The organism is Klebsiella sp. RHBSTW-00484 (genome assembly GCF_013705725.1).
Lineage (GTDB): Bacteria > Pseudomonadota > Gammaproteobacteria > Enterobacterales > Enterobacteriaceae > Klebsiella.
This window is the reverse complement of sequence record NZ_CP055481.1, coordinates 2,063,902-2,082,426: the sequence shown is the minus strand read 5'-3', so window position 1 is coordinate 2,082,426 and position 18,525 is coordinate 2,063,902. Positions and strand designations below refer to the sequence as shown.

At 54.1% G+C, this 18,525-nt stretch carries 17 protein-coding genes and 1 pseudogene; 3 read left to right on the top strand and 15 right to left on the bottom strand.

The annotated features are described in order from the left end of the window. Positions 1–13: 13 nt before the first annotated feature. The 3 genes from cirA to yieE form a co-directional block, all read right to left on the bottom strand. Positions 14–1,987: a catecholate siderophore receptor CirA gene (gene cirA / locus HV213_RS09965; RefSeq protein WP_181485573.1), complete on the bottom strand. Its 1,974-nt coding sequence runs from the start codon at positions 1,985–1,987 to the stop codon at positions 14–16. Positions 1,988–2,291: 304 nt separating this feature from the next. Next, positions 2,292–3,761, bottom strand: a complete 1,470-nt coding sequence (locus tag HV213_RS09960; RefSeq protein WP_181485572.1) for an amino acid permease — start codon at positions 3,759–3,761, stop codon at positions 2,292–2,294. A 149-nt stretch (positions 3,762–3,910) separates the two neighbouring features. Continuing rightward, positions 3,911–4,777, bottom strand: a complete 867-nt coding sequence (gene yieE, locus HV213_RS09955) for a DNA-binding transcriptional regulator YeiE (RefSeq protein ID WP_181485571.1) — start codon at positions 4,775–4,777, stop codon at positions 3,911–3,913. 179 nt (positions 4,778–4,956) lie between these two features. Here yieE and HV213_RS09950 point away from each other — a divergent pair, with 179 nt between their 5' ends. The 3 genes from HV213_RS09950 to HV213_RS09940 all read left to right on the top strand — a co-directional run bounded on the left by HV213_RS09950 (position 4,957) and on the right by HV213_RS09940 (position 8,051). Continuing rightward, positions 4,957–6,006 (top strand): YeiH family protein, encoded by a 1,050-nt coding sequence (locus tag HV213_RS09950; RefSeq protein WP_142512973.1) that lies wholly within the window; start codon positions 4,957–4,959, stop codon positions 6,004–6,006. Between the two features lie 97 nt (positions 6,007–6,103). Further along, complete coding sequence (nfo, locus tag HV213_RS09945) at positions 6,104–6,961, top strand: deoxyribonuclease IV (protein WP_181485570.1); 858 nt, start codon at positions 6,104–6,106, stop codon at positions 6,959–6,961. Position 6,962: 1 nt separating this feature from the next. Beyond that, positions 6,963–8,051 carry a sugar kinase gene (locus HV213_RS09940; protein ID WP_181485569.1) on the top strand — a complete coding sequence of 363 codons (1,089 nt, stop codon included), beginning with the start codon at positions 6,963–6,965 and terminating at the stop codon, positions 8,049–8,051. Between the two features lie 34 nt (positions 8,052–8,085). On the opposite strand, the gene HV213_RS09935 is transcribed toward HV213_RS09940, so the two are convergent. The 12 genes and pseudogenes from HV213_RS09935 to HV213_RS09880 all read right to left on the bottom strand — a co-directional run bounded on the left by HV213_RS09935 (position 8,086) and on the right by HV213_RS09880 (position 18,524). Then, a complete protein-coding gene (locus HV213_RS09935) occupies positions 8,086–9,336 on the bottom strand; it encodes a NupC/NupG family nucleoside CNT transporter (RefSeq protein WP_181485568.1) in 1,251 nt (416 codons plus the stop codon). 96 nt (positions 9,337–9,432) lie between these two features. After that, positions 9,433–10,368 carry a pseudouridine-5'-phosphate glycosidase gene (locus HV213_RS09930; RefSeq protein ID WP_181485567.1) on the bottom strand — a complete coding sequence of 312 codons (936 nt, stop codon included), beginning with the start codon at positions 10,366–10,368 and terminating at the stop codon, positions 9,433–9,435. Next, positions 10,361–11,296 carry a pseudouridine kinase gene (locus HV213_RS09925; RefSeq protein ID WP_181485566.1) on the bottom strand — a complete coding sequence of 312 codons (936 nt, stop codon included), beginning with the start codon at positions 11,294–11,296 and terminating at the stop codon, positions 10,361–10,363. Before HV213_RS09925 ends, HV213_RS09930 begins: the two co-directional genes overlap by 8 nt. 338 nt (positions 11,297–11,634) lie before the next feature. Beyond that, positions 11,635–12,474: pseudogene (locus HV213_RS09920) on the bottom strand (cytochrome c-type biogenesis protein CcmH); the annotation flags it as partial. Next, positions 12,471–13,028 (bottom strand): thiol:disulfide interchange protein DsbE, encoded by a 558-nt coding sequence (dsbE, locus tag HV213_RS09915; protein ID WP_181485564.1) that lies wholly within the window; start codon positions 13,026–13,028, stop codon positions 12,471–12,473. The gene dsbE and the pseudogene HV213_RS09920, both read right to left, overlap by 4 nt. Next, entirely contained in the window at positions 13,025–14,950 is a 1,926-nt protein-coding gene (locus HV213_RS09910) for a heme lyase CcmF/NrfE family subunit (RefSeq protein ID WP_181485563.1), read from the bottom strand. The genes dsbE and HV213_RS09910 overlap by 4 nt, the downstream gene beginning before the upstream one ends. Then, on the bottom strand, positions 14,947–15,414 hold the full coding sequence (ccmE, locus tag HV213_RS09905; RefSeq protein WP_181485562.1) for a cytochrome c maturation protein CcmE: 468 nt from the start codon (positions 15,412–15,414) through the stop codon (positions 14,947–14,949). The genes HV213_RS09910 and ccmE overlap by 4 nt, the downstream gene beginning before the upstream one ends. Beyond that, positions 15,411–15,614 (bottom strand): heme exporter protein CcmD, encoded by a 204-nt coding sequence (gene ccmD / locus HV213_RS09900; RefSeq protein WP_139536631.1) that lies wholly within the window; start codon positions 15,612–15,614, stop codon positions 15,411–15,413. Before ccmD ends, ccmE begins: the two co-directional genes overlap by 4 nt. Further along, positions 15,611–16,348 (bottom strand): heme ABC transporter permease, encoded by a 738-nt coding sequence (locus tag HV213_RS09895; protein ID WP_181485561.1) that lies wholly within the window; start codon positions 16,346–16,348, stop codon positions 15,611–15,613. Before HV213_RS09895 ends, ccmD begins: the two co-directional genes overlap by 4 nt. 70 nt (positions 16,349–16,418) lie before the next feature. Next, positions 16,419–17,087, bottom strand: coding sequence for a heme exporter protein CcmB (gene ccmB / locus HV213_RS09890; RefSeq protein ID WP_181485560.1), 669 nt, complete (start codon positions 17,085–17,087; stop codon positions 16,419–16,421). Beyond that, complete coding sequence (gene ccmA / locus HV213_RS09885; RefSeq protein ID WP_181485559.1) at positions 17,084–17,701, bottom strand: cytochrome c biogenesis heme-transporting ATPase CcmA; 618 nt, start codon at positions 17,699–17,701, stop codon at positions 17,084–17,086. The genes ccmB and ccmA overlap by 4 nt, the downstream gene beginning before the upstream one ends. A 19-nt stretch (positions 17,702–17,720) precedes the next feature. Next, positions 17,721–18,524: a cytochrome c1 gene (locus tag HV213_RS09880; RefSeq protein WP_181485558.1), complete on the bottom strand. Its 804-nt coding sequence runs from the start codon at positions 18,522–18,524 to the stop codon at positions 17,721–17,723. Between the last annotated feature and the right edge of the window lies 1 nt (position 18,525).

Here is an 18,525-nt window from a genome sequence, read left to right as displayed (position 1 = left end):
TTCATTGGCCTAATCAGAAACGGTAATCGACGGCCATAAAGTAACGGCGGCCTTCTTCGGTGTAACTGTAATCGTCTCTGTTCAGATCTTTATCGCCGACGTTAAGCACGCCGGAACGCAGTTTGACGTTTTTAGTCACGTTCCACGCCGCGCCGATATCAAACATAGTGTAGCCACCCGGTGTTTTGCCCGTAGAGCTGACCGCACGCTGCTCGCCGGTATAGTTGGCGGTCACGTAGAAGGACCAGTCGTCCAGCGGTTTCCAGTCGAGGGTGCCGTTGGCAGTATGGAACGGCAGCGTTTGCAGCGGTTTATCGCCGCCGTTACTCAGGTCGCGACCATCGTTATAGGTGTAGTTCACCGTCAGCTTCCATTCGTCACCGAACGGCACTTTCACTTCGGTTTCAACCCCTTTGATACGCGCCTTATTGACGTTGAAGTAGCGGAAGACCGGCACTCGCTTGCCGTTGACCGTTTTCCAGCCGACAAAGTTCGGGTAGCCCGGCGCTTCGCTAGCGCTGGAGGTACGCAGGATATCAATCATATCATCAACGTTGTTCTGGAAAGTCGTGACGCTCCCTTCCACACCTTCCAGCAAGCCCTCTTCGCCACGGTAATAAAGACCGAGCTCGAAGCTTTCGCTGGTTTCCGGTTTCAGATCCGGGTTACCGATAATATTGCATGAACCACGGCAGGAGTTGGTGGTCCAGTCTGGATTCAACTGCAGCAAGGATGGCGCTTTGAATGCCGTCGCCCAGCCGCCCTTCACGGTCACGGTGTCGGTGGCGGTATAGACCAGGTAAGCACGCGGGCTCCAGTGATCGCCATAAGTCTGGTGATCGTCCAAACGAATACCGGTGGTTAACGCCAGCGGCTCGATGATTCGCCATTCATCTTCAAGGAACAGTGCGTACTGGCTGGCGGAGGTAGATTTACCGCCGCTGCTCAGGTTAACCGGATCTTTGAGCTTGTCATGACGCCATTCACCACCGAAGGTCAGTAGCTGGTTAATCATTCCTAGCGGCAGGACGTATTTACCATCTACGGAGTTGCTTTCAGAAGTGATCGTCCCGGCCTGGCCTGGGTTTTTATTATCGACTTTCTCACCGTAGAATTTCAGCTCGCTGTTGCCAACATCCCAGCGGCCATTGTGGCTTAGGGAGTAGTTCTGACGCTCAAGGCGGTTACGGTCAAGAGAGTCAGAGTCACGATCCTGGCGATCGAAACCGTAGCCCGCGGTAATATCCTGATTGTCCGTTGGGGTCCAGGCAAATTCGACGTTACCGTCGCGGCTGGTGAAGCCTTCAATGCGCGGCGTTTCGCCTGCAGCATTGCTGGAAGCCTGCTGATCGTCTTTGGCGCGTTTCGCCAGGCTGCCGTAAGCTTTCATACCCAGCACGCCGTCAATCAGCGGGCCGCTGGTGAAGAACTGACCGTTATAAGTATCACCGCGATCGCGATGTTCCTGAATGGTGGTGTCAGCGCTCAGGGTACCGGTCCACTGTTGGCCGACTTTTTTGGTGATAATGTTCACCACGCCGCCAAGGGCATCAGAACCGTAGAGTGAGGACATCGGCCCGCGCACAACTTCGATGCGTTCAATCGCATCAACCGGGATCCAGTTGAGGTCGAAATCGTTGTGGCGGAACACGGCGTTGCGCGAGTTAACGCGTTTGCCATCAATGAGGATCAGCGTATAGCTGCTATTAAGACCGCGGATACTTACGCCTTTGCGGTTATCCCCTTCGTTAGTGAGTTGCACGCCGGGCACGTCCCGCAGAACATCCTTCAGATTCTGAACCGGTTTACGCTGCAAATCCTGTTGGGTGATAACGCTAATACTGGCGGGAGCATCTTTTACGCTCTGTTCAGTTGCCGCAGCGGTGACGACCAGCGTTTCTTCGTTAACGGCGGCAAGCGCCGGAAACGCCAGTGATACGACGGACGCGCATAATCCGGCCCGGACAAAAGGGTTTAACCTGAACATTCCATATCTCCATGAGGTGTACTACAAAACAAACAAAAGGGTGCTGCTCACAGGTACTGTCGGCCTATCGCTCTATCGGCGATATGCGCGCTGTTTTTTTACAGTAGATGTGGCTGGTCGCCCCTTGTCAGTCTGACCGTCTGCAAGATATGGGGATTGGCTTCATCCTGAATTTGGTGTAAATGATAAGGATAATGATTCCAATTATCAATACAATTATGGAGAAATGTATCAATTTGTAAGTGCTGCGGACATAAAAAAAACCCTCCAGATTAGAGGGTTTTAACTATTATGGTCGCTCGCCTTAGCCCTTAAAACGCTCCGGGAACTTCATTTCGCTGTAGCGGACAAAACGCGTCCCCTTCGCCAGCTTGTAACCAAACCAGATAACCAGGAACAGGGGAATACCAATATAGGTTGCCGCGACGCCGCCCCAGTCGATGGTGTCTTTCAGGAACGCTTCATAGTTCTGACCCAACGTAATAATCAGGCACAGAACAAAGGCGAAGATCGGTCCCAGCGGGAAGAAACCTGAACGATACGGTAGATTATTCAGATCGTGCCCTTGCATCACGTAGCCGCGACGGAAACGGTAGTGGCTAATGGCAATCCCCAGCCAGGCAATAAAACCGGTCATCCCGGAGGTGTTCAGCAACCACAGGTAAACGGTCTGGTTACCGAACATCGAACTAAGGAAACACAGTGCCGCAATCACGGTCGTGGCGTATAACGCATTACGCGGCACGCCGCCTTTTGACAGCTTAGAGAAAATGCGCGGCGCTTTACCATCACAGGCCAGGGTGTAGAGCATACGCGTAGAAGCATACATCCCGGAGTTACCCGCTGACAGCACCGCCGTCAAAATAACCGCGTTCATAATCGCCGCCGCCGACAGCAGACCCGCATGCTGGAACACCAGCGTAAACGGACTCACGGAAATATCTTTCACGTCGTTACGCAGCAGGCTCGGATCGGTATACGGAATGATCAGGCTGATAATCAGAATCGCAAACACATAGAACAGCAAGATACGCCAGAATACCTGACGCACGGCGCGTGGAATATTCTTCTCCGGGTTTTCGGACTCGCCCGCCGCAATACCGATAAGCTCGGTTCCCTGGAACGAGAAGCCGACAATCATCGCCACGCCAATCATCGCCGAGAAACCACCGGCGAATGGCGCATCATCAATACCCCAGTTGCTCCAGCCTGCGGGCTGTGCCCCTTTAAAGATACCGAGGATCATCATCACGCCGACGATAATAAAGATAATGACGGTGCCGACTTTAATCAGGGAGAACCAGTATTCCGCTTCGCCAAAACCTTTTACCGAGATCCAGTTCAGCAGGAACATAATGCCGAGGAACAGCGCGCTCCAGATCCAGCCGGGCGCATCAGGGAACCAGTAGGTCATCACCAACTGTGAGGCGACGAGGTCAACGGCGATGGTTACCGCCCAGTTGTACCAGTAGTTCCAGCCCAGCGCGAAGCCGAAGCCTTCCTCGACATAATTTTGCCCATAGGTGGCAAAAGAGCCGGATACCGGCATAAACGCCGCCAGCTCGCCGAGGCTGGTCATCAGGAAGTAGACCATCAGACCAATAAGAATATAAGAAAGCAGCGCGCCGCCTGGGCCCGCCTGAGATATGGTTGCGCCAGAGGCAACAAAAAGACCTGTACCGATGGAACCGCCAATAGCGATCATGGTCAAGTGGCGCGCCTTCAGTTCACGGCGTAAACCGGGCGCTTCTGTGGTTTTAGTATCCGAAACCATGTGAAAATGCTATCCATCCAAAAAACGAGGCGAGATTGTAGCAGAGTGTCTGTGATCCATCCGATACAATTGCAAAGTTATAAGAGAGCTTCATGATCGAGCATGGATTATTAGTAAAGCATGAAATCCCGGAAATGCCAGCCCTGGTTCTACACTTCGCAATAATGCAGAAAACGTTGTAATGCCTTAGAAATATGCTTCTGCCGGTGATGAATACGCCACAACGTTCGGGTCAGGCGCGGTAATGGGATAGACAGTTCCACCAGCGATCCCACCTCAAGCTGTTCCGCCACCACTCTTCGTGACAGGCAGCTAATCCCTAAACCATGACGCACCGCATGCTTAATGGCTTCAGAGTTGCCCAACTCCATCCCCAGATGAAACGCCGGCAAATGCGACAATAATAAGTAGTCGACAATTTCTCGGGTTCCGGATCCGTGTTCGCGCAAGATCCACGGCGCTTCCGCCAGCCGTTGCAGCGTCACCTCCCCCTCAAGGAGCGGCGAATCTGGCGGTGCGAAGACCACCAGTTCATCTTCCAGCCACGGCTCGGCAATGATATCTGCTGCGTGACAAGGGCCTTCAATCAGCCCGATATCCACTCGCAGATCAGCCACCGCATTAATGACGTCCTGGCTATTCCCCACGCTTAGTTCCAGCGGTAAATCCGGGAGATCGCGTCGATAGCGCGCAATGATTTCCGGTAGAATATAGTTGCCGATGGTGCTGCTGGCGTAGACGCGAATCGCACCGTTGTCGCCGCGAAACAGCTGTTCTATCTCCAGCGCGCGCTCCAGCAGCGCCAGCGCTCGCGGATAAAGCAGCCTGCCATGTTCATTAACTACCAGTCGCTTGCCGACGCGATCAAACAACTGCACGCCCAACTGGCCTTCCAGATCGGTCAACGCCGCGCTGACCGCCGATTGCGAAAGCGCCAGCATTTGCGATGCCTGTGTTGTAGAGCCGCTCTTTAAAACTTCAGCAAAAACTTCCAGCTGTCGTAGCGTGATATGCATAGCCTTTCCTGCCTTCATTTATATACAGCGTGGCTCTCCGACAGCTCGATGGTTGTAGAACAGTGCCCAAAACCGCGAAACAGCTCGTATACCACTTATTTCGATTAATTATAAATATATAATCAATTTTATATTTAAACCAGCGAGTCGTATGCTTTTCCCAGACAAAGGAGAAGGTTATGACAGCACTCACTTTACCGACTAAACATCGCCCATTGTGGCACTTTGCACCTGGACTGGCGCTAACTGCCGTATTAACTGGCGCTGCACTGTGGGCCGGTAGTTTTCCGGCCATCGCAGGTGCAGGCTTCAGCGCACTCACGCTGGCTATTCTGTTCGGCATGGTGATCGGTAATACGATTTACCCCAAAATATGGCAGTCCTGTGACGGCGGCGTAATCTTTGCCAAACAGCATCTGCTGCGTCTGGGCATTATTTTATACGGCTTTCGCCTGACGTTCGCCCAGATTGCCGATGTTGGCGTGAGCGGTATCGTCATTGACGTTCTGACACTTTCCAGCACCTTTTTTATCGCCTGTTTTTTAGGGCAAAAGGTTTTCGGCCTGGATAAGCATACCAGTTGGCTGATTGGTGCCGGCAGCAGTATCTGCGGCGCAGCAGCGGTACTGGCCACCGAACCGGTGGTGAAAGCGGAAGCCAGTAAAGTCACGGTAGCCGTCGCGACAGTGGTGATTTTCGGGACCATAGCTATCTTCCTCTACCCGGCAATCTACCCTTTCCTGGCGCACTGGTTTACCCCGGAAGCCTACGGCATCTATATGGGTTCCACCATGCATGAAGTTGCCCAGGTTGTGGCAGCCGGTCATGCCGTCAGCCCGGATGCGGAAAACGCAGCGGTCATCGCCAAAATGCTGCGCGTCATGATGTTGGCTCCGTTCCTGCTGTTCCTGGCCGCTCGCGTTAAGCAGTTAACCCCGGCGGGAAGCGGTGAAAAAAGCAAAATCACCATTCCGTGGTTTGCGATCCTGTTTATTGTGGTGGCGGTGTTTAACTCTTTCCACCTGCTGCCGAAAGCGGTTGTCGATATGCTGGTGACTCTGGATACCGTGCTGCTGGCAATGGCGATGGCTGCCCTGGGCCTGACCACTCACGTCAGCGCGCTGAAAAAAGCCGGTGCCAAACCGCTGCTGATGGCGCTAATGCTCTTCGTCTGGCTGATTGTCGGCGGCGGAGCGATTAACCTGGCCATTCACAGCCTGCTGGCCTGACTCCCACTCAATGCCGAAGCTTTATTAAGGATGATGTAACTCTCCGGCTAAGCCGCTATCATTACCCTCCAACCAGCGGCTTAACTGGAGTTTTTTTATGAAATATATTGGAGCGCACGTCAGCGCCTCCGGCGGAGTGGCCAATGCCGCCATTCGCGCAGCCGAAATCGGCGCGACCGCCTTCGCCCTCTTTACCAAAAACCAGCGCCAGTGGCGCGCCGCTCCGCTGAGCGACGAGACCATTGCTGAATTTAAAGCCGCCTGCGAAAAGTATCATTTCGGCCCCGGACAAATTCTGCCCCACGACAGCTATCTGATAAACCTCGGCCACCCGGTTGAGGACGCGCTGGAAAAATCCCGCGATGCCTTTATTGATGAACTCTCCCGCTGTCAGCAGTTGGGCTTGACGTTGCTCAATTTCCATCCGGGTAGTCATTTACAGCAGATCCCCGAAGACCAGTGCCTGGCGCGCATCGCTGAATCCATCAATATCGCGTTGGCAAAAACCGAAGGCGTGACGGCCGTGATTGAAAATACCGCCGGTCAGGGCAGCAATCTGGGCTTTAAGTTTGAGCATCTGGCCGCCATCATCGACGGCGTGGAAGATAAATCCCGCGTGGGCGTGTGCATTGATACCTGCCACGCTTTTGCCGCTGGTTACGACCTGCGTAGCGCCGAAGAGTGTAAGAAAACCTTCGCTGATTTCGAACGCATTGTCGGTTTTCAGTATCTGCGCGGTATGCACCTGAACGATGCGAAAAGCACCTTCGGCAGCCGCGTTGACCGTCACCACAGCCTGGGCGAAGGTAATATCGGCCACGATGCTTTCCGCTGGATAATGCAGGACCCCCGTTTTGATGGCATCCCGCTAATTCTGGAAACCGTTAACCCGGATATCTGGGCAGAAGAAATCGCCTGGCTGCGGGCCCAGCAAACAGAAGAGGCCGTGGTCTGATATGAACGATAGGGAAAAGCAGATCCTTAAAATGTTGCGGCGTAACCCGCTCATTCAGCAGCACGAGATTGCCGACATTCTGCAGATTAGTCGTTCCCGCGTAGCTGCACACATCATGGATCTCACCCGCAAAGGGGCTATTAAGGGAAAAGGCTACATCCTGACCGAGCAGGAGTATTGCGTCTCTCTGGGTGCGGTCAATATGGATATTCGCGGGATTGCCGATATTCATTATCCGCAGCCGGTTTCAAACCCGGGTAATATCCAGTGTTCCGCTGGCGGCGTAGCGCGCAATATCGCACATAATCTGGCGCTGCTGGGCCGCGATGTGCATTTAATTTCCGCCGTTGGCAGCGATTTTTACGGTGAAACGTTGCTGGAACAAACCCGCCAGGCCGGGGTTAACGTGCAGAGTTGCATCCGCCTTCACGGTCATAATACCGCCACCTATTTATCCATCGCCAATCCGCAGGAAGAGACGGTTCTGGCGATAAACGATACCCATATTTTACAGTCGCTTACCCCACAGTTACTCAATCAGTACCGGGATCTGCTGACCCATTCAGGCGTGGTTCTGGTGGACTGTAATTTAACGGAACAGGCGCTGGAGTGGGTATTTACTCTGGCCAACGCTATCCCGGTATTTGTTGATACGGTGTCGGAGTTTAAAGCGCACCGTATTCGCCCGTGGTTGGCGAAGATCCACACTCTGAAGCCAACGTTACGCGAATTACAGATCCTCTGGGGACAGACGATCGCCAGCGATGCGGATCGCGATCGTGCGCTGTCATGGCTGCACGAACAGGGTACCCAGCGCGTGGTGCTCTGCGCGGAAGACGACTCTATTTTCTGTAGTGAGATCGGAGGTGAACGCTTCCAGATGGGTCTACCGAGCCATACGATGGTCGACAGTTTTGGGGCCGATGATGGGTTAATGGCCGGGCTGCTGTACAGCTATCTTGATGGTAGCGATTTTAAAGAGAGCGCCGCTTTTGCCATGGCTTGCACCGCCCTCACCCGCGCCAGCGACAGTATCAACAACCCTTCTTTATCCGTTGATAACGCACTCAATTTACTTTCAGGCGTATAACACCGTGCACCGCAGAGGCGATGCACGGTTAACGCTACGCGAGTCCAATAAAGAACCCGGCGATGGTCGCGCTCATCAGGTTAGAGAGCGTTGCCGCCGCCAGGGCGCGCATTCCGAGCTGAGCAATTTCTGGCGCGCGCTGCGGGGAAATGGCGGAGAACGCCCCGACAACCACGCCAATTGAACCAAAGTTCGCAAAACCGCACAGCGCAAACGAGATAATGGCGATGGTTTTCACATCCAGCGTGCCGCCGGTTTGCAGGTAGGGTGAGAAGTTGAGATAGGCAACAAATTCGTTGATCGCCAGTTTCTGCCCAATCAGACTGCCTGCCAGGGTCGCATCGCTCCAGTCAACGCCCATAATCCACGCCAGAGGCGCAAGGATATAACCGAAGATCCCCTCCAGAGTGGCGTGACCAAAACCAAACCAACCGCCAATCCCACCGATAATGCCGTTCAACAAGGCGATAATCGCCACAAACGCCATGACTACCGTTGCTACCCCAGCGGCAATTTTCAGCCCGGTCATCGCCCCGGATGCCGCCGCTTCGATAATGCTTTTCGGCGGCGTTTCGGTGAAAGAGAGGTTATCAAAAGTCACCTGCGACGCTTCGGTTGCCGGACTGAGCATACGAGCAAACAAGATCCCGCCGGGAATCGCCATCAGCGACGCAGCCAACAGGTAGTCGATCGGTACGCCCATACCGGCATAACCAATCATCATCGACCCGGCGATTGAGGCCATCCCGCTACAAATTGCGGTGAACAGCTCGTTGCGGTTTAACTTGTCGATAAACGGTTTGACGATCGCCGGAATTTCGTTTTGCCCGAGGAAAATGGTGGTCACAGCAACAAACGATTCAATTTTGCTGATATTCAGCGCTTTCTGGAAGATACCCCCCAAAATGCGGATCAGCAGTCCCATCACGCCGAGATAGTAAAGGAGGCTTATCAGCGCGGTAACGAAAATAATGGCGGGCAGAACACGAAAGGCAAACACAAACCCTGCACCGTCAAACAGCACATCCATCTTCGGGCCAACCAGCGAGCCAAAAATAAACGCGCTCCCGGCATCGCTATAGGACATAACTTTATGCACCCCAAGCGCCGCCTGTTCGACCAGCCATTTGCCCGGAGGAAAATAGAGCATTACCCCGCCAATCACAATTTGCAGCAACAGCGCTGCGCCTACGGTTCTGATACTGATGCGTTTTTTATTCACTGACAGCACAAAGGCAATGGCCAGTAACACCACCATCCCCAAAAGACTTCGCATGATGTCCATAATGATATCCTTACCTGGTGGAAAACCCGGCCTCAGGCCAGGTTTTCGGTACATTTGATATCGGGGCGGGCAACCGCAAACAGCCCGCAGTTATCGTTACGCGATCTGCTGATACTCTTTGGCAATCTCGCAGGCCAGGATGGCGTTGTTAAAGACCAGCTGAATATTGGATTTCAGGCTGTCTCCACCGGTCAGTTCCGCGACGCGGGCCAACAGGAACGGCGTACTCTCTTTGCCCACCACGCCCTGTTCTTCAGCTTCTCTCACCGCCTGATCAATGGCGGCGTTGATTTTCGCTTCCGGCATCGCAAACTGTTCCGGGATAGGATTCGCTACCACCATGCCGCCCTTCAGGCTCGACTGCCATTTCACCGCCATCGCTTTGGCGATTTCTTTGGCGCTGTTAAGCCGAATGCTGACGTCAAACGGGCTGGTACGGCAGAAGAATGCCGGGAGCGCCGAGGTTTGATAACCAATAAGCGGAACACCGAAAGTTTCTAAATATTCGGTCGTCAGGCCCAGGTCGAGAATAGATTTCGCACCGGCACAAACCACGGTGACATTAGTATTCGCCAGTTCCTGAAGATCGGCGGAAATATCAAATGTTTGCTCCGCTCCACGATGCACACCGCCAATACCACCGGTGGCAAAGACTTTAATTCCGGCCATCGCCGCGATGATCATGGTGGACGCTACGGTGGTCGCGCCATTTAATCCCGCAGCAACCACAAACGGTAAGTCCCGACGGCTAACTTTAGTGACGTTATGCCCTTCACGGCCAAGCAGTTCTATTTCCTCTCGACTTAAACCGACCTTCATTACCCCATGGATAATCGCAATGGTTGCCGGAACGGCCCCCTGCCGACGAATAGTTTCTTCCACTTCCAGCGCCGTTTGCGCATTTTCAGGGAATGGCATACCGTGAGAAATAATAGTTGATTCAAGCGCCACGATTGGCTGGTTATTTTTCAATGCTTGCTGTACTTCCGCAGAGACCTGTAATAATTCAGAGGAAATATTTAATTCAGACATAATCTTTCTCCACTAACTTTTTTACGTTTGCGTAAGATAATTCAGGATTATTGGTAAATTCCGATGAGAGCGCGAGGGAAGAGCACCCTTGAGCGAACTGCACCGCTTGAGAAAATGAACAACCGTCCAGCCAACAGGATGCAAGACCGGCCATCATGGCATCACCCGCACCAGTTACATTCACAACCTGGGTTTTTAGCGGTGCCGACCAGCCGTGTTCGCCATCCTTTTCGCTGTAGTAAACCCCATCTCCACCCATGCTCAATACCAGGCGCTTCAGGCCATGCTGGTGAAACCAGTCGGCAACGCGAGCCACATCATCGGTGCCGGACAGCGAGATTCCGCTGAGGGTTTCCGCCTCGATGCGGTTCGGTTTCAGGGTATGGATCCGCCCCAGATGTTGGCGAATTTTCACGCATTTCCAGGCGGAAACCGGGTCAACGAAAATGGGCGTTGAACCAGTATTTTCCATCAACCAGGCCAGCGCGGCTTCGCTGATATTACAATCAACAACAATCACCGTGGCTTCACAGATAAAGGCCTGATGTTGGCTTAGAAATTCCGCCGTAATATGCTCAGTAATGCTCATATCATTTATCGCCACCAGCATTTCACCGGTATTATCAAGCAACGATAAATAGCTGGATGTACCCTCGCCTTTGATGACCTGACATTTATCGACATGTACCCCTGATTGTGCAGTCTGAGCCAGCAAAGAATGGCCATAAAAATCATCGCCAACGACAGATAATAACCATGAAGATTTATTCAATAAGGCAATATTTTGCGCTATGTTCCTACCTACCCCACCGGGCGTATACTTTATTTTTCCAGGATTTGAATCAGCATAGTTCAGCGACATATTAGAATAACCAGCAACATCCATATTTGCCGAACCAATAATCACGACATAATCATTTTCAGGCATATAAATACCTCCAGCACAGGATGCTGTAAAAATAGAATTATTTAATACAAAGAAATAGGACTTCCTCTATTCAGAACAACCCAACAAAACACATGTTTGGTTATGAACATGTGTTTATAATAAGCAATGAACTTTCAAAGTAAAGGGGATGTAAATAGGATTTTCATATGAACATGAACCCAATCACAGATTTCGGCCAGTATGGTTTTTAAACAGTTTAAAAATGCGAAGGAGAGCACATATGACGAGATTGACGCAAGGTCCCGGCTGTATACAGGAACGCTAACCGTTCACGCTATGAGGGGATTTTCTGATGAGAAAGGACCTGGGCTTAATTATTCTGCACTCCAAAGGTTGTCATTCGTTCCTGATGAGCGAGTAATCGCTTGCTTATAGCCCTGCGCCGCATCGCTATTATTTGGATCCAGCCGCCAGGCGTTGGCATATGACTGAGTCGCCATATCGACATTTCCTGATGCCATGCCGAGTCGACCAAGCATAACCCAGCCTTCTACACTACCAGGATCGCTATGCAAACGCGTACGTAAACCCAGCGCCAGGCGCGCCATCTCCTCTTGATTGAGCGGTTTTTCTTTCGGATACAGGACTCGTTTCAATAGAGTTGGCAGCTGCGCCGTCGCCTGCTGCCAGATTTTTACTTGCTTGTAGCTACCGGTCTGGTAATAGCTGAGGGTCGCGACGACCAGCGCAATAGCGATCCCCGGAATATAAATGGCAAATCCACCCTGTTTACCCTCCGTGTGAATGTCGTCAGGAAATGCTCCCTGCTTCAGCCGCACACGGCGGTGCGAACGGGCAAAAATAATCCAGCAACCAGTGGCGACAGCGGCAATCGGTAGCACCCACAGCAGAATAGTCAGCGGGGTTAATGGCGGATCGTAGGTGACGAAGTTGCCGTAGCGCGCCACCATATAATCGATGATCTCCTGCTTACTTTTCCCCTCCTGCAACAGCTCATAAACCTTCTGCCGCAGGTCAGTGGCAATCATCGAGCTGGAATCAGCGATACTGTTGTTCTGGCATTTTGGGCAGCGCAGCTGCTCAGTAAGCTGGCGAAACCGCTGCTCCTGAGCTTCATCCTTAAACGGCATGACGTCGATGGCGGCCAGCGCCGACCCGGAAACGATCAGCATCAGCACGCCCAGTAACACCCTCATTGCGCAGCCTCCCTGCTGTATTGCTCCCAAAGTGACCTGAATTCACACTCCCACACCCGCTCGTTGAGATCGCCCGCATGGCGATAACGAATAAATCCTTTTCCATCGATCAGGAAGGTTTCCGGTGCGCCGGAAACCCCCAGATCCAGTCCCATCCTCCCATCGCCATCAAACAGGCTCAACGCGTAAGGATTTCCCAATACTTTCAGCCAGGTCATCGCTTTCTGCCGCTCGTCTTTGTAGTTCATCCCCACCACGCGGATCCCCTGCACCGCGAGCTGATTCAGATACTGATGCTCGGCGCGGCAGGTCGGGCACCAGGTCGCCCAGACATTGAGCAGCAGCGGTTTGCCTTGGATTAGCGCATCTGCCTGATAGTACTGCCCGGGATTCTCCAGCGACTCAAGACGAAAGGTCGGCACCGGTTTACCGATCAACGCCGACTCCAGGATGATCGGGTCATCCCCTTCAGCATTGCGCGCCAGCTGCCACAGCATCAGCGCGGCGATGACCACAAAGATCATCAACGGGATCAACAGTAAACAGCGCTTCATGCGGCCTCCGGCACGGGCTGGCGATAGCGTGGATCGCACAGACACAGCAGCCCGCCCAGCGCCATTAATAAACCACCCGCCCAAATCCAGCGAATAAACGGTTTGTAATACAGCCGCACAGCCCACGCGCCGTTGTCCAGCTCTTCGCCAAGGGCAGCATACAGATCACGAGTGAATCCACCGTCAACCGCCGCTTCGGTCATCACTGAGCGGGTACTGTTATAAAAACGTTTTTCTGCATGCAGTACCGCTTCCGCTTTGCCATTTCGCGTGACGCCAATCATGGCCACGCCGCCGCGATAGTTCGGCCCGGTCACCTCTTTGACTTCACGGAAGATGAAGCGATAATTATGAATTTCGATACTATCGCCAGCCTTCATTCGCACATCGCGCTCCACGCTGTAGTTCTGGCTGAAAGCAATACCGACAACCGTCACTGCCACACCGACATGACCGGCGACCATCCCCCAGTAGCTGAGGGTCATCTTTGCGCCGCGTGAAATACGCAAAGCGACTTCCGCCATCGCCAGTACAAAGACCCAGCAGGCCATCGCCAGCCCGACCACCGTCATGGCGACAATCTTGCTTTCAAATAGCCACGGCAGGAGCAGAGACAGCGCCAGGGTGCTCCCCAGGGCGATAATCAGTAGACGCTGCAGCTTACGTGGACGATCGCGTCCCCAGCGTACCAACGGGCCGATGCCCAGCAGTAGCGCAAACGGTGCCATCAGCCAGCTGAACATGGTATTAAAGAACGGCTCACCAATGGAAATGCTGCCCATCCCCAACTGTTTATGCACCAGCGGCAGCAGCGTACCGAGCAGCACCACCAGCATGGCGGTAACCAACAGGACGTTGTTACCGAGTAGCAGCGACTCCCGCGACCAGAGAGCGTTATTCACTCGCGATCGCACCCTGTGCCCACGGATAGCGAACAGCAGCAGCGAGCCACCGATAACTAACACCATAAACGCAAGAATAAACATCCCGCGCGACGGGTCAGAAGCAAAAGCGTGAACCGAAACCAGAACGCCGGAACGCACGAGGAAGGTGCCCAGCAGGCACAGAGAAAATGCACAGATGGCGAGCAATAGCGTCCACGCTTTAAAACTGGCACGCTGCTCCGTTACAGCCAACGAATGCACCAGCGCGGTACCAACCAGCCATGGCATCAACGAGGCGTTTTCCACGGGATCCCAGAACCACCAGCCGCCCCAGCCCAGCTCGTAATAGGCCCAAACCGAGCCCAACACAATGCCCAGCGTCAGAAAGGCCCATGCCGCCAGCGTCCAGGGACGGGAAAAACGCACAAAGGTGCTGTCCAGCCGCCCGCTCAGCAGGGCGGCAATCGCAAAGGCAAAAGCCACCGAGAAGCCGACATAGCCCATATACAGCAGCGGCGGATGGAAAATTAGCCCCGGATCTTGCAACAGCGGATTCAGGTCGCGTCCTTCAATCGGGAACTCCGGCAGCGTGCGGGTAAACGGGTTGGAGGTAAACAGGATAAACAGCAGGAAGCCGACGCTTATCATCCCCATTATCGCCAGCACGCGGGCGACGATATCGAGCGGCATGCGCTGACTGAACAGCGCCACGGCGAACGTCCAGCCGCTCATCAACAGCATCCACAGCAGTAACGACCCTTCATGCGCGCCCCAGGTTGCCGCCACGCGATACCACACCGGTAACTGGGTGTGAGAATTGCTGGTAACGTAATTCAGCGTAAAGTCGTTCACCACGAAGGCGTTGATCAGCACCATAAAAGCGCCCATTACGAGGAAAAACAACAGCCAGGAGAAGAGCCGGGAAGATGCCATCATTCGCCTATCGCCACGCACAACGCCCCACAGCGGGTAGATGGAGAGCAATAGTGCGATGCCGAGCGCCATGCACAGCAGTCCGTTACCGATTTCAGGCATCATGATGACTTGCTCTCCGGGCGACGATGGTGCTCCTGAATCGCTTTTTTCACTTCCGGCGGGGTGTAGTTTTCATCATGCTTAGCGAGTACTTCTTTCGCCAGCAGATGATTTTTCTCGCCCAGTTCCCCCTGCACCACCACGCCCTGCCCTTCACGGAACAGATCCGGCAGAATGCCTTCATAACTGACGTCCACCGAGCCTTCAGCGTCGTAGATGCTGAAATTAACCTTCAGTGAATTTGGGTCGCGTCTGACGCTGCCGGGCATCACCATTCCACCAACGCGCAGGCGCTGGCCCACCACCGGCCGTTGCTGTGTTTCACGCTTGCCATAAAGGATTTCACCTGGCGTATAAAACAGGTCGATGTTAGAGCGCAGCGCGTAGAGCACCAGCGTGATGGTCAGCGTTAACCCCGCCAGTATCGCGAGGGCCACCCACAGACGGTTGTTAAGCCGAATATTCATACTGCCTCCCGCGCCGCGCGCATGCGGGCTTCGCGGGCTTGCTGTTGCGCCACGCTACGTAAAATCGAACGATGTTGTCTCGCCGTGTGCAGAACCAGCACCGCCAGCGGGATAACCGTCATCACTACCGCCAGCCAGATGTAAAAGGCATAACCGCCCATGGCGAAGAAATCACCCCAGGTTGCAAATGCATTGCTCATCGGCGACCTCTTTTTACAATCAGCTCACCCACCCACGGGCGACGTTTTTCCATTAGCAAAATCAGGTTGCGCATGCGCATCAGCGCCAGCGAAATAAACAGCAGCAGGTAGCCAATAATCGCCAGGCGCAGCGGCGTACGCATCGCCGGGTCAATGCTTTGCTGCATGTTGGTTGATCCCTGATGCAGAGTGTTCCACCACTCCACCGAGTAGTGAATAATCGGCAGGTTAACCACACCTATCAGCACCAGAATGCCCACCGCACGCCCGGCCAGACACCGATCGTTAAAGCCGTGCCACAGGGCAATCACGCCGACGTAAAGAAACAGCAGCACCAGTTCGGAAGTCAGCCTGGCGTCCCACACCCACCAGGTACCCCACATCGGTTTCCCCCACGCGGAACCGGTCGCCAGCGCAATAAAGGTAAAAACCGCGCCAACCGGTGCCATCGCCACCAGTGCCAGGTTGGCCATTTTCATCTGCCAGACCAGGCCTATAAACGCCGCAATTGCCATCAGGGCATAAATCCCCATCGACCACATCGCTGCCGGTACGTGCAGATAGATAATGCGGTAGCTGTCTCCCTGCTGGTAATCCGCAGGCGCAAAGCCGAATCCCCAGACCCAGCCCACAGTCAGCAACAGCGCACTGGCAATGCCCAGCCACGGGACCAGCCTGCCGCAGAGCAGATAAAGCTGCGGGGGGTTCGCTAGCTGATAGAGTGTTTTCCACATAATTGAGTCACCAGAGCAGATAATAATGAGTGTGTTGATAAAACCTTTGCCGGATGGCGGTGCAAACGCCTTATCCGGCCTGCAAGCTGATACGTAGCGCAGCCGCCGTCGCAAAGGGGCTCAACGTTGCGCTGCCCGCCAGCAACGCGCCCAGAATCGCCATGTAATCCTTAACAGGCAGATGCATAGCAGCCGCCTCCATCGCGGCGGTCGCAAAAATCAGTAACGGAATGGTCAGCGGCAGCACCAGCACGCTCAGTAGCACGCCTCCGCGCTTTAGCCCGATGGTCAACCCAACGCCCGGCGCGCCGAGAAAGCTCAGCGTCGGCGTTCCCAGCAGCAGAGTCAGTGCCATGATTTGCCAGCCGTAAACGTCCATTCCTAACAGCAGCGCCACCAGTGGTGAGAGAATAAGCAGCGGCAGGCCGGTCACCACCCAGTGGGCCATTACCTTCGCCAGCACCACCGCTGATAACGGCAGCGGCAGCAGCATCAGTTGTTCGAGGCTCCCGTCCTGTAAGTCGTCGCGAAACAGGCGCTCCAGCGCCAGCAGCGAGGAAAGCAGCGCGGCGACCCAGATAATCCCGGGGGCAATGCGTGCCAAAAGCTGCGACTCAGAGCCAACACTCAGTGGGAACAACGTAATAACAATCAGGAAAAACCACAGCGGATTGGCGATTTCCGCACGATGGCGAAACGCCACCCGTAGCTCAAGACGAAAAATCCGCCACATCATCACCCAGCCTCCTCGCCGCTCAGCGCAATGCGGCGAATCTTATCGGTCGCCACGTTTATGGGCTGATGGGTGGTGAGAATGACAATGCCGCCCTGCTCGGTGTGCTGCGCCATTCGTTGCGTCAGGCGCTCCACGCCGTTCACATCAATGGCGGTAAAAGGTTCGTCGAGGATCCAGAGCGTAGCGCGCGTCAGCCAGAGTCGCGCCAGGGCAACCCGGCGCTGCTGCCCGGCGGAGAGTTGATTAACGGGAATATCTTCGTATCCGGCAAGACCCGCCTGAGCCAGCGCGTTCATACATTGAGCTGCGTTACCGTCATGATGGAAAAAACGCAGGTTCTCTAGCGCCGAAAGCCGGGTTTTAATCCCTGGCTGATGGCCAATCCACAGCAGGTTTTGTTGATAGCTGTCGCGCACACGATGCAACGGCTGCGCCTGCCAGTACACTCCCCCGACGTCAGGGCGAGCCAGTCCACTGAGCAACCGTAGCAAAGTCGTTTTCCCTACGCCGTTGCCCCCGGTAATTTGTATCCACTCCCCCGCTTTCACCTGGAATGATAAATCGCTAAACAAGATTCGTTCATCTCGCTCGCAGCGGAGCTTTCTGGCTTCAAGCATATTACCCACACCCTCTCGCTTATTTCGGCGAACGTCTCTTCATTAGCCGTAAAACCCATAGCAATCCCAGCATCACGGAGAGGTAGCCCATGACGTAAATTCCCTGCTTTTTTCGCGCCCAGAGATCCGGGTCCGCAGCCCATGCGAGAAAGGCGGTGACATCCTGAGCATACTGCTCTTCTGTTTCGGCTATCTGCGACGCCGTTTGCCAATGAATTTCGCCATCCGTAAGCGGCTTTGGCATATTAATCACGCCACCAGGAAAGTAGCGATTAGCCTTCATTTCAGGATCGTCAGGCCGGTAACCGGTTAATAGTGCGAAGACATAATCCGCCCCCTGATCCGTGTAGGGTAAAAAGGCATCAAACAGGAATTGTGGGAATCCGCGATCATATGATCGGGCCCGGACGATATAGCTCAGGTCAACGGGTTCAGTACCATTGTTAAGGTATCGCGCTTCCTGAACGTTAAGATATGGCGATATAAAACTGTCATTTAGCGTACCGTCCCGCTCGCCAACCTGGCCGTCATCCTGTATGTCAGGGAACTGATAGCCGCTGGCGATACTTTTTGCTTCTTCGAGCGTGAGTTCCGGGCCGCCGGGTCTGGTCAGGGTGCGAAAAGTGAGGTATTTCATACCGTGACAGGCGCGACACTTCTCTTCATAAACCTGCATGCCGCGCCGAAGCTGATCTTTATCATACTGGCCCGTGATGCCGCTAAAGCTCCAGTCCTGCCGCACAGGCGTGGGCTCTTTCGCCCAAGTAGAACCCAGCTCTAAAAGTGACAGACACAAAACGCTGAATTTCAATAATCGCGTCATC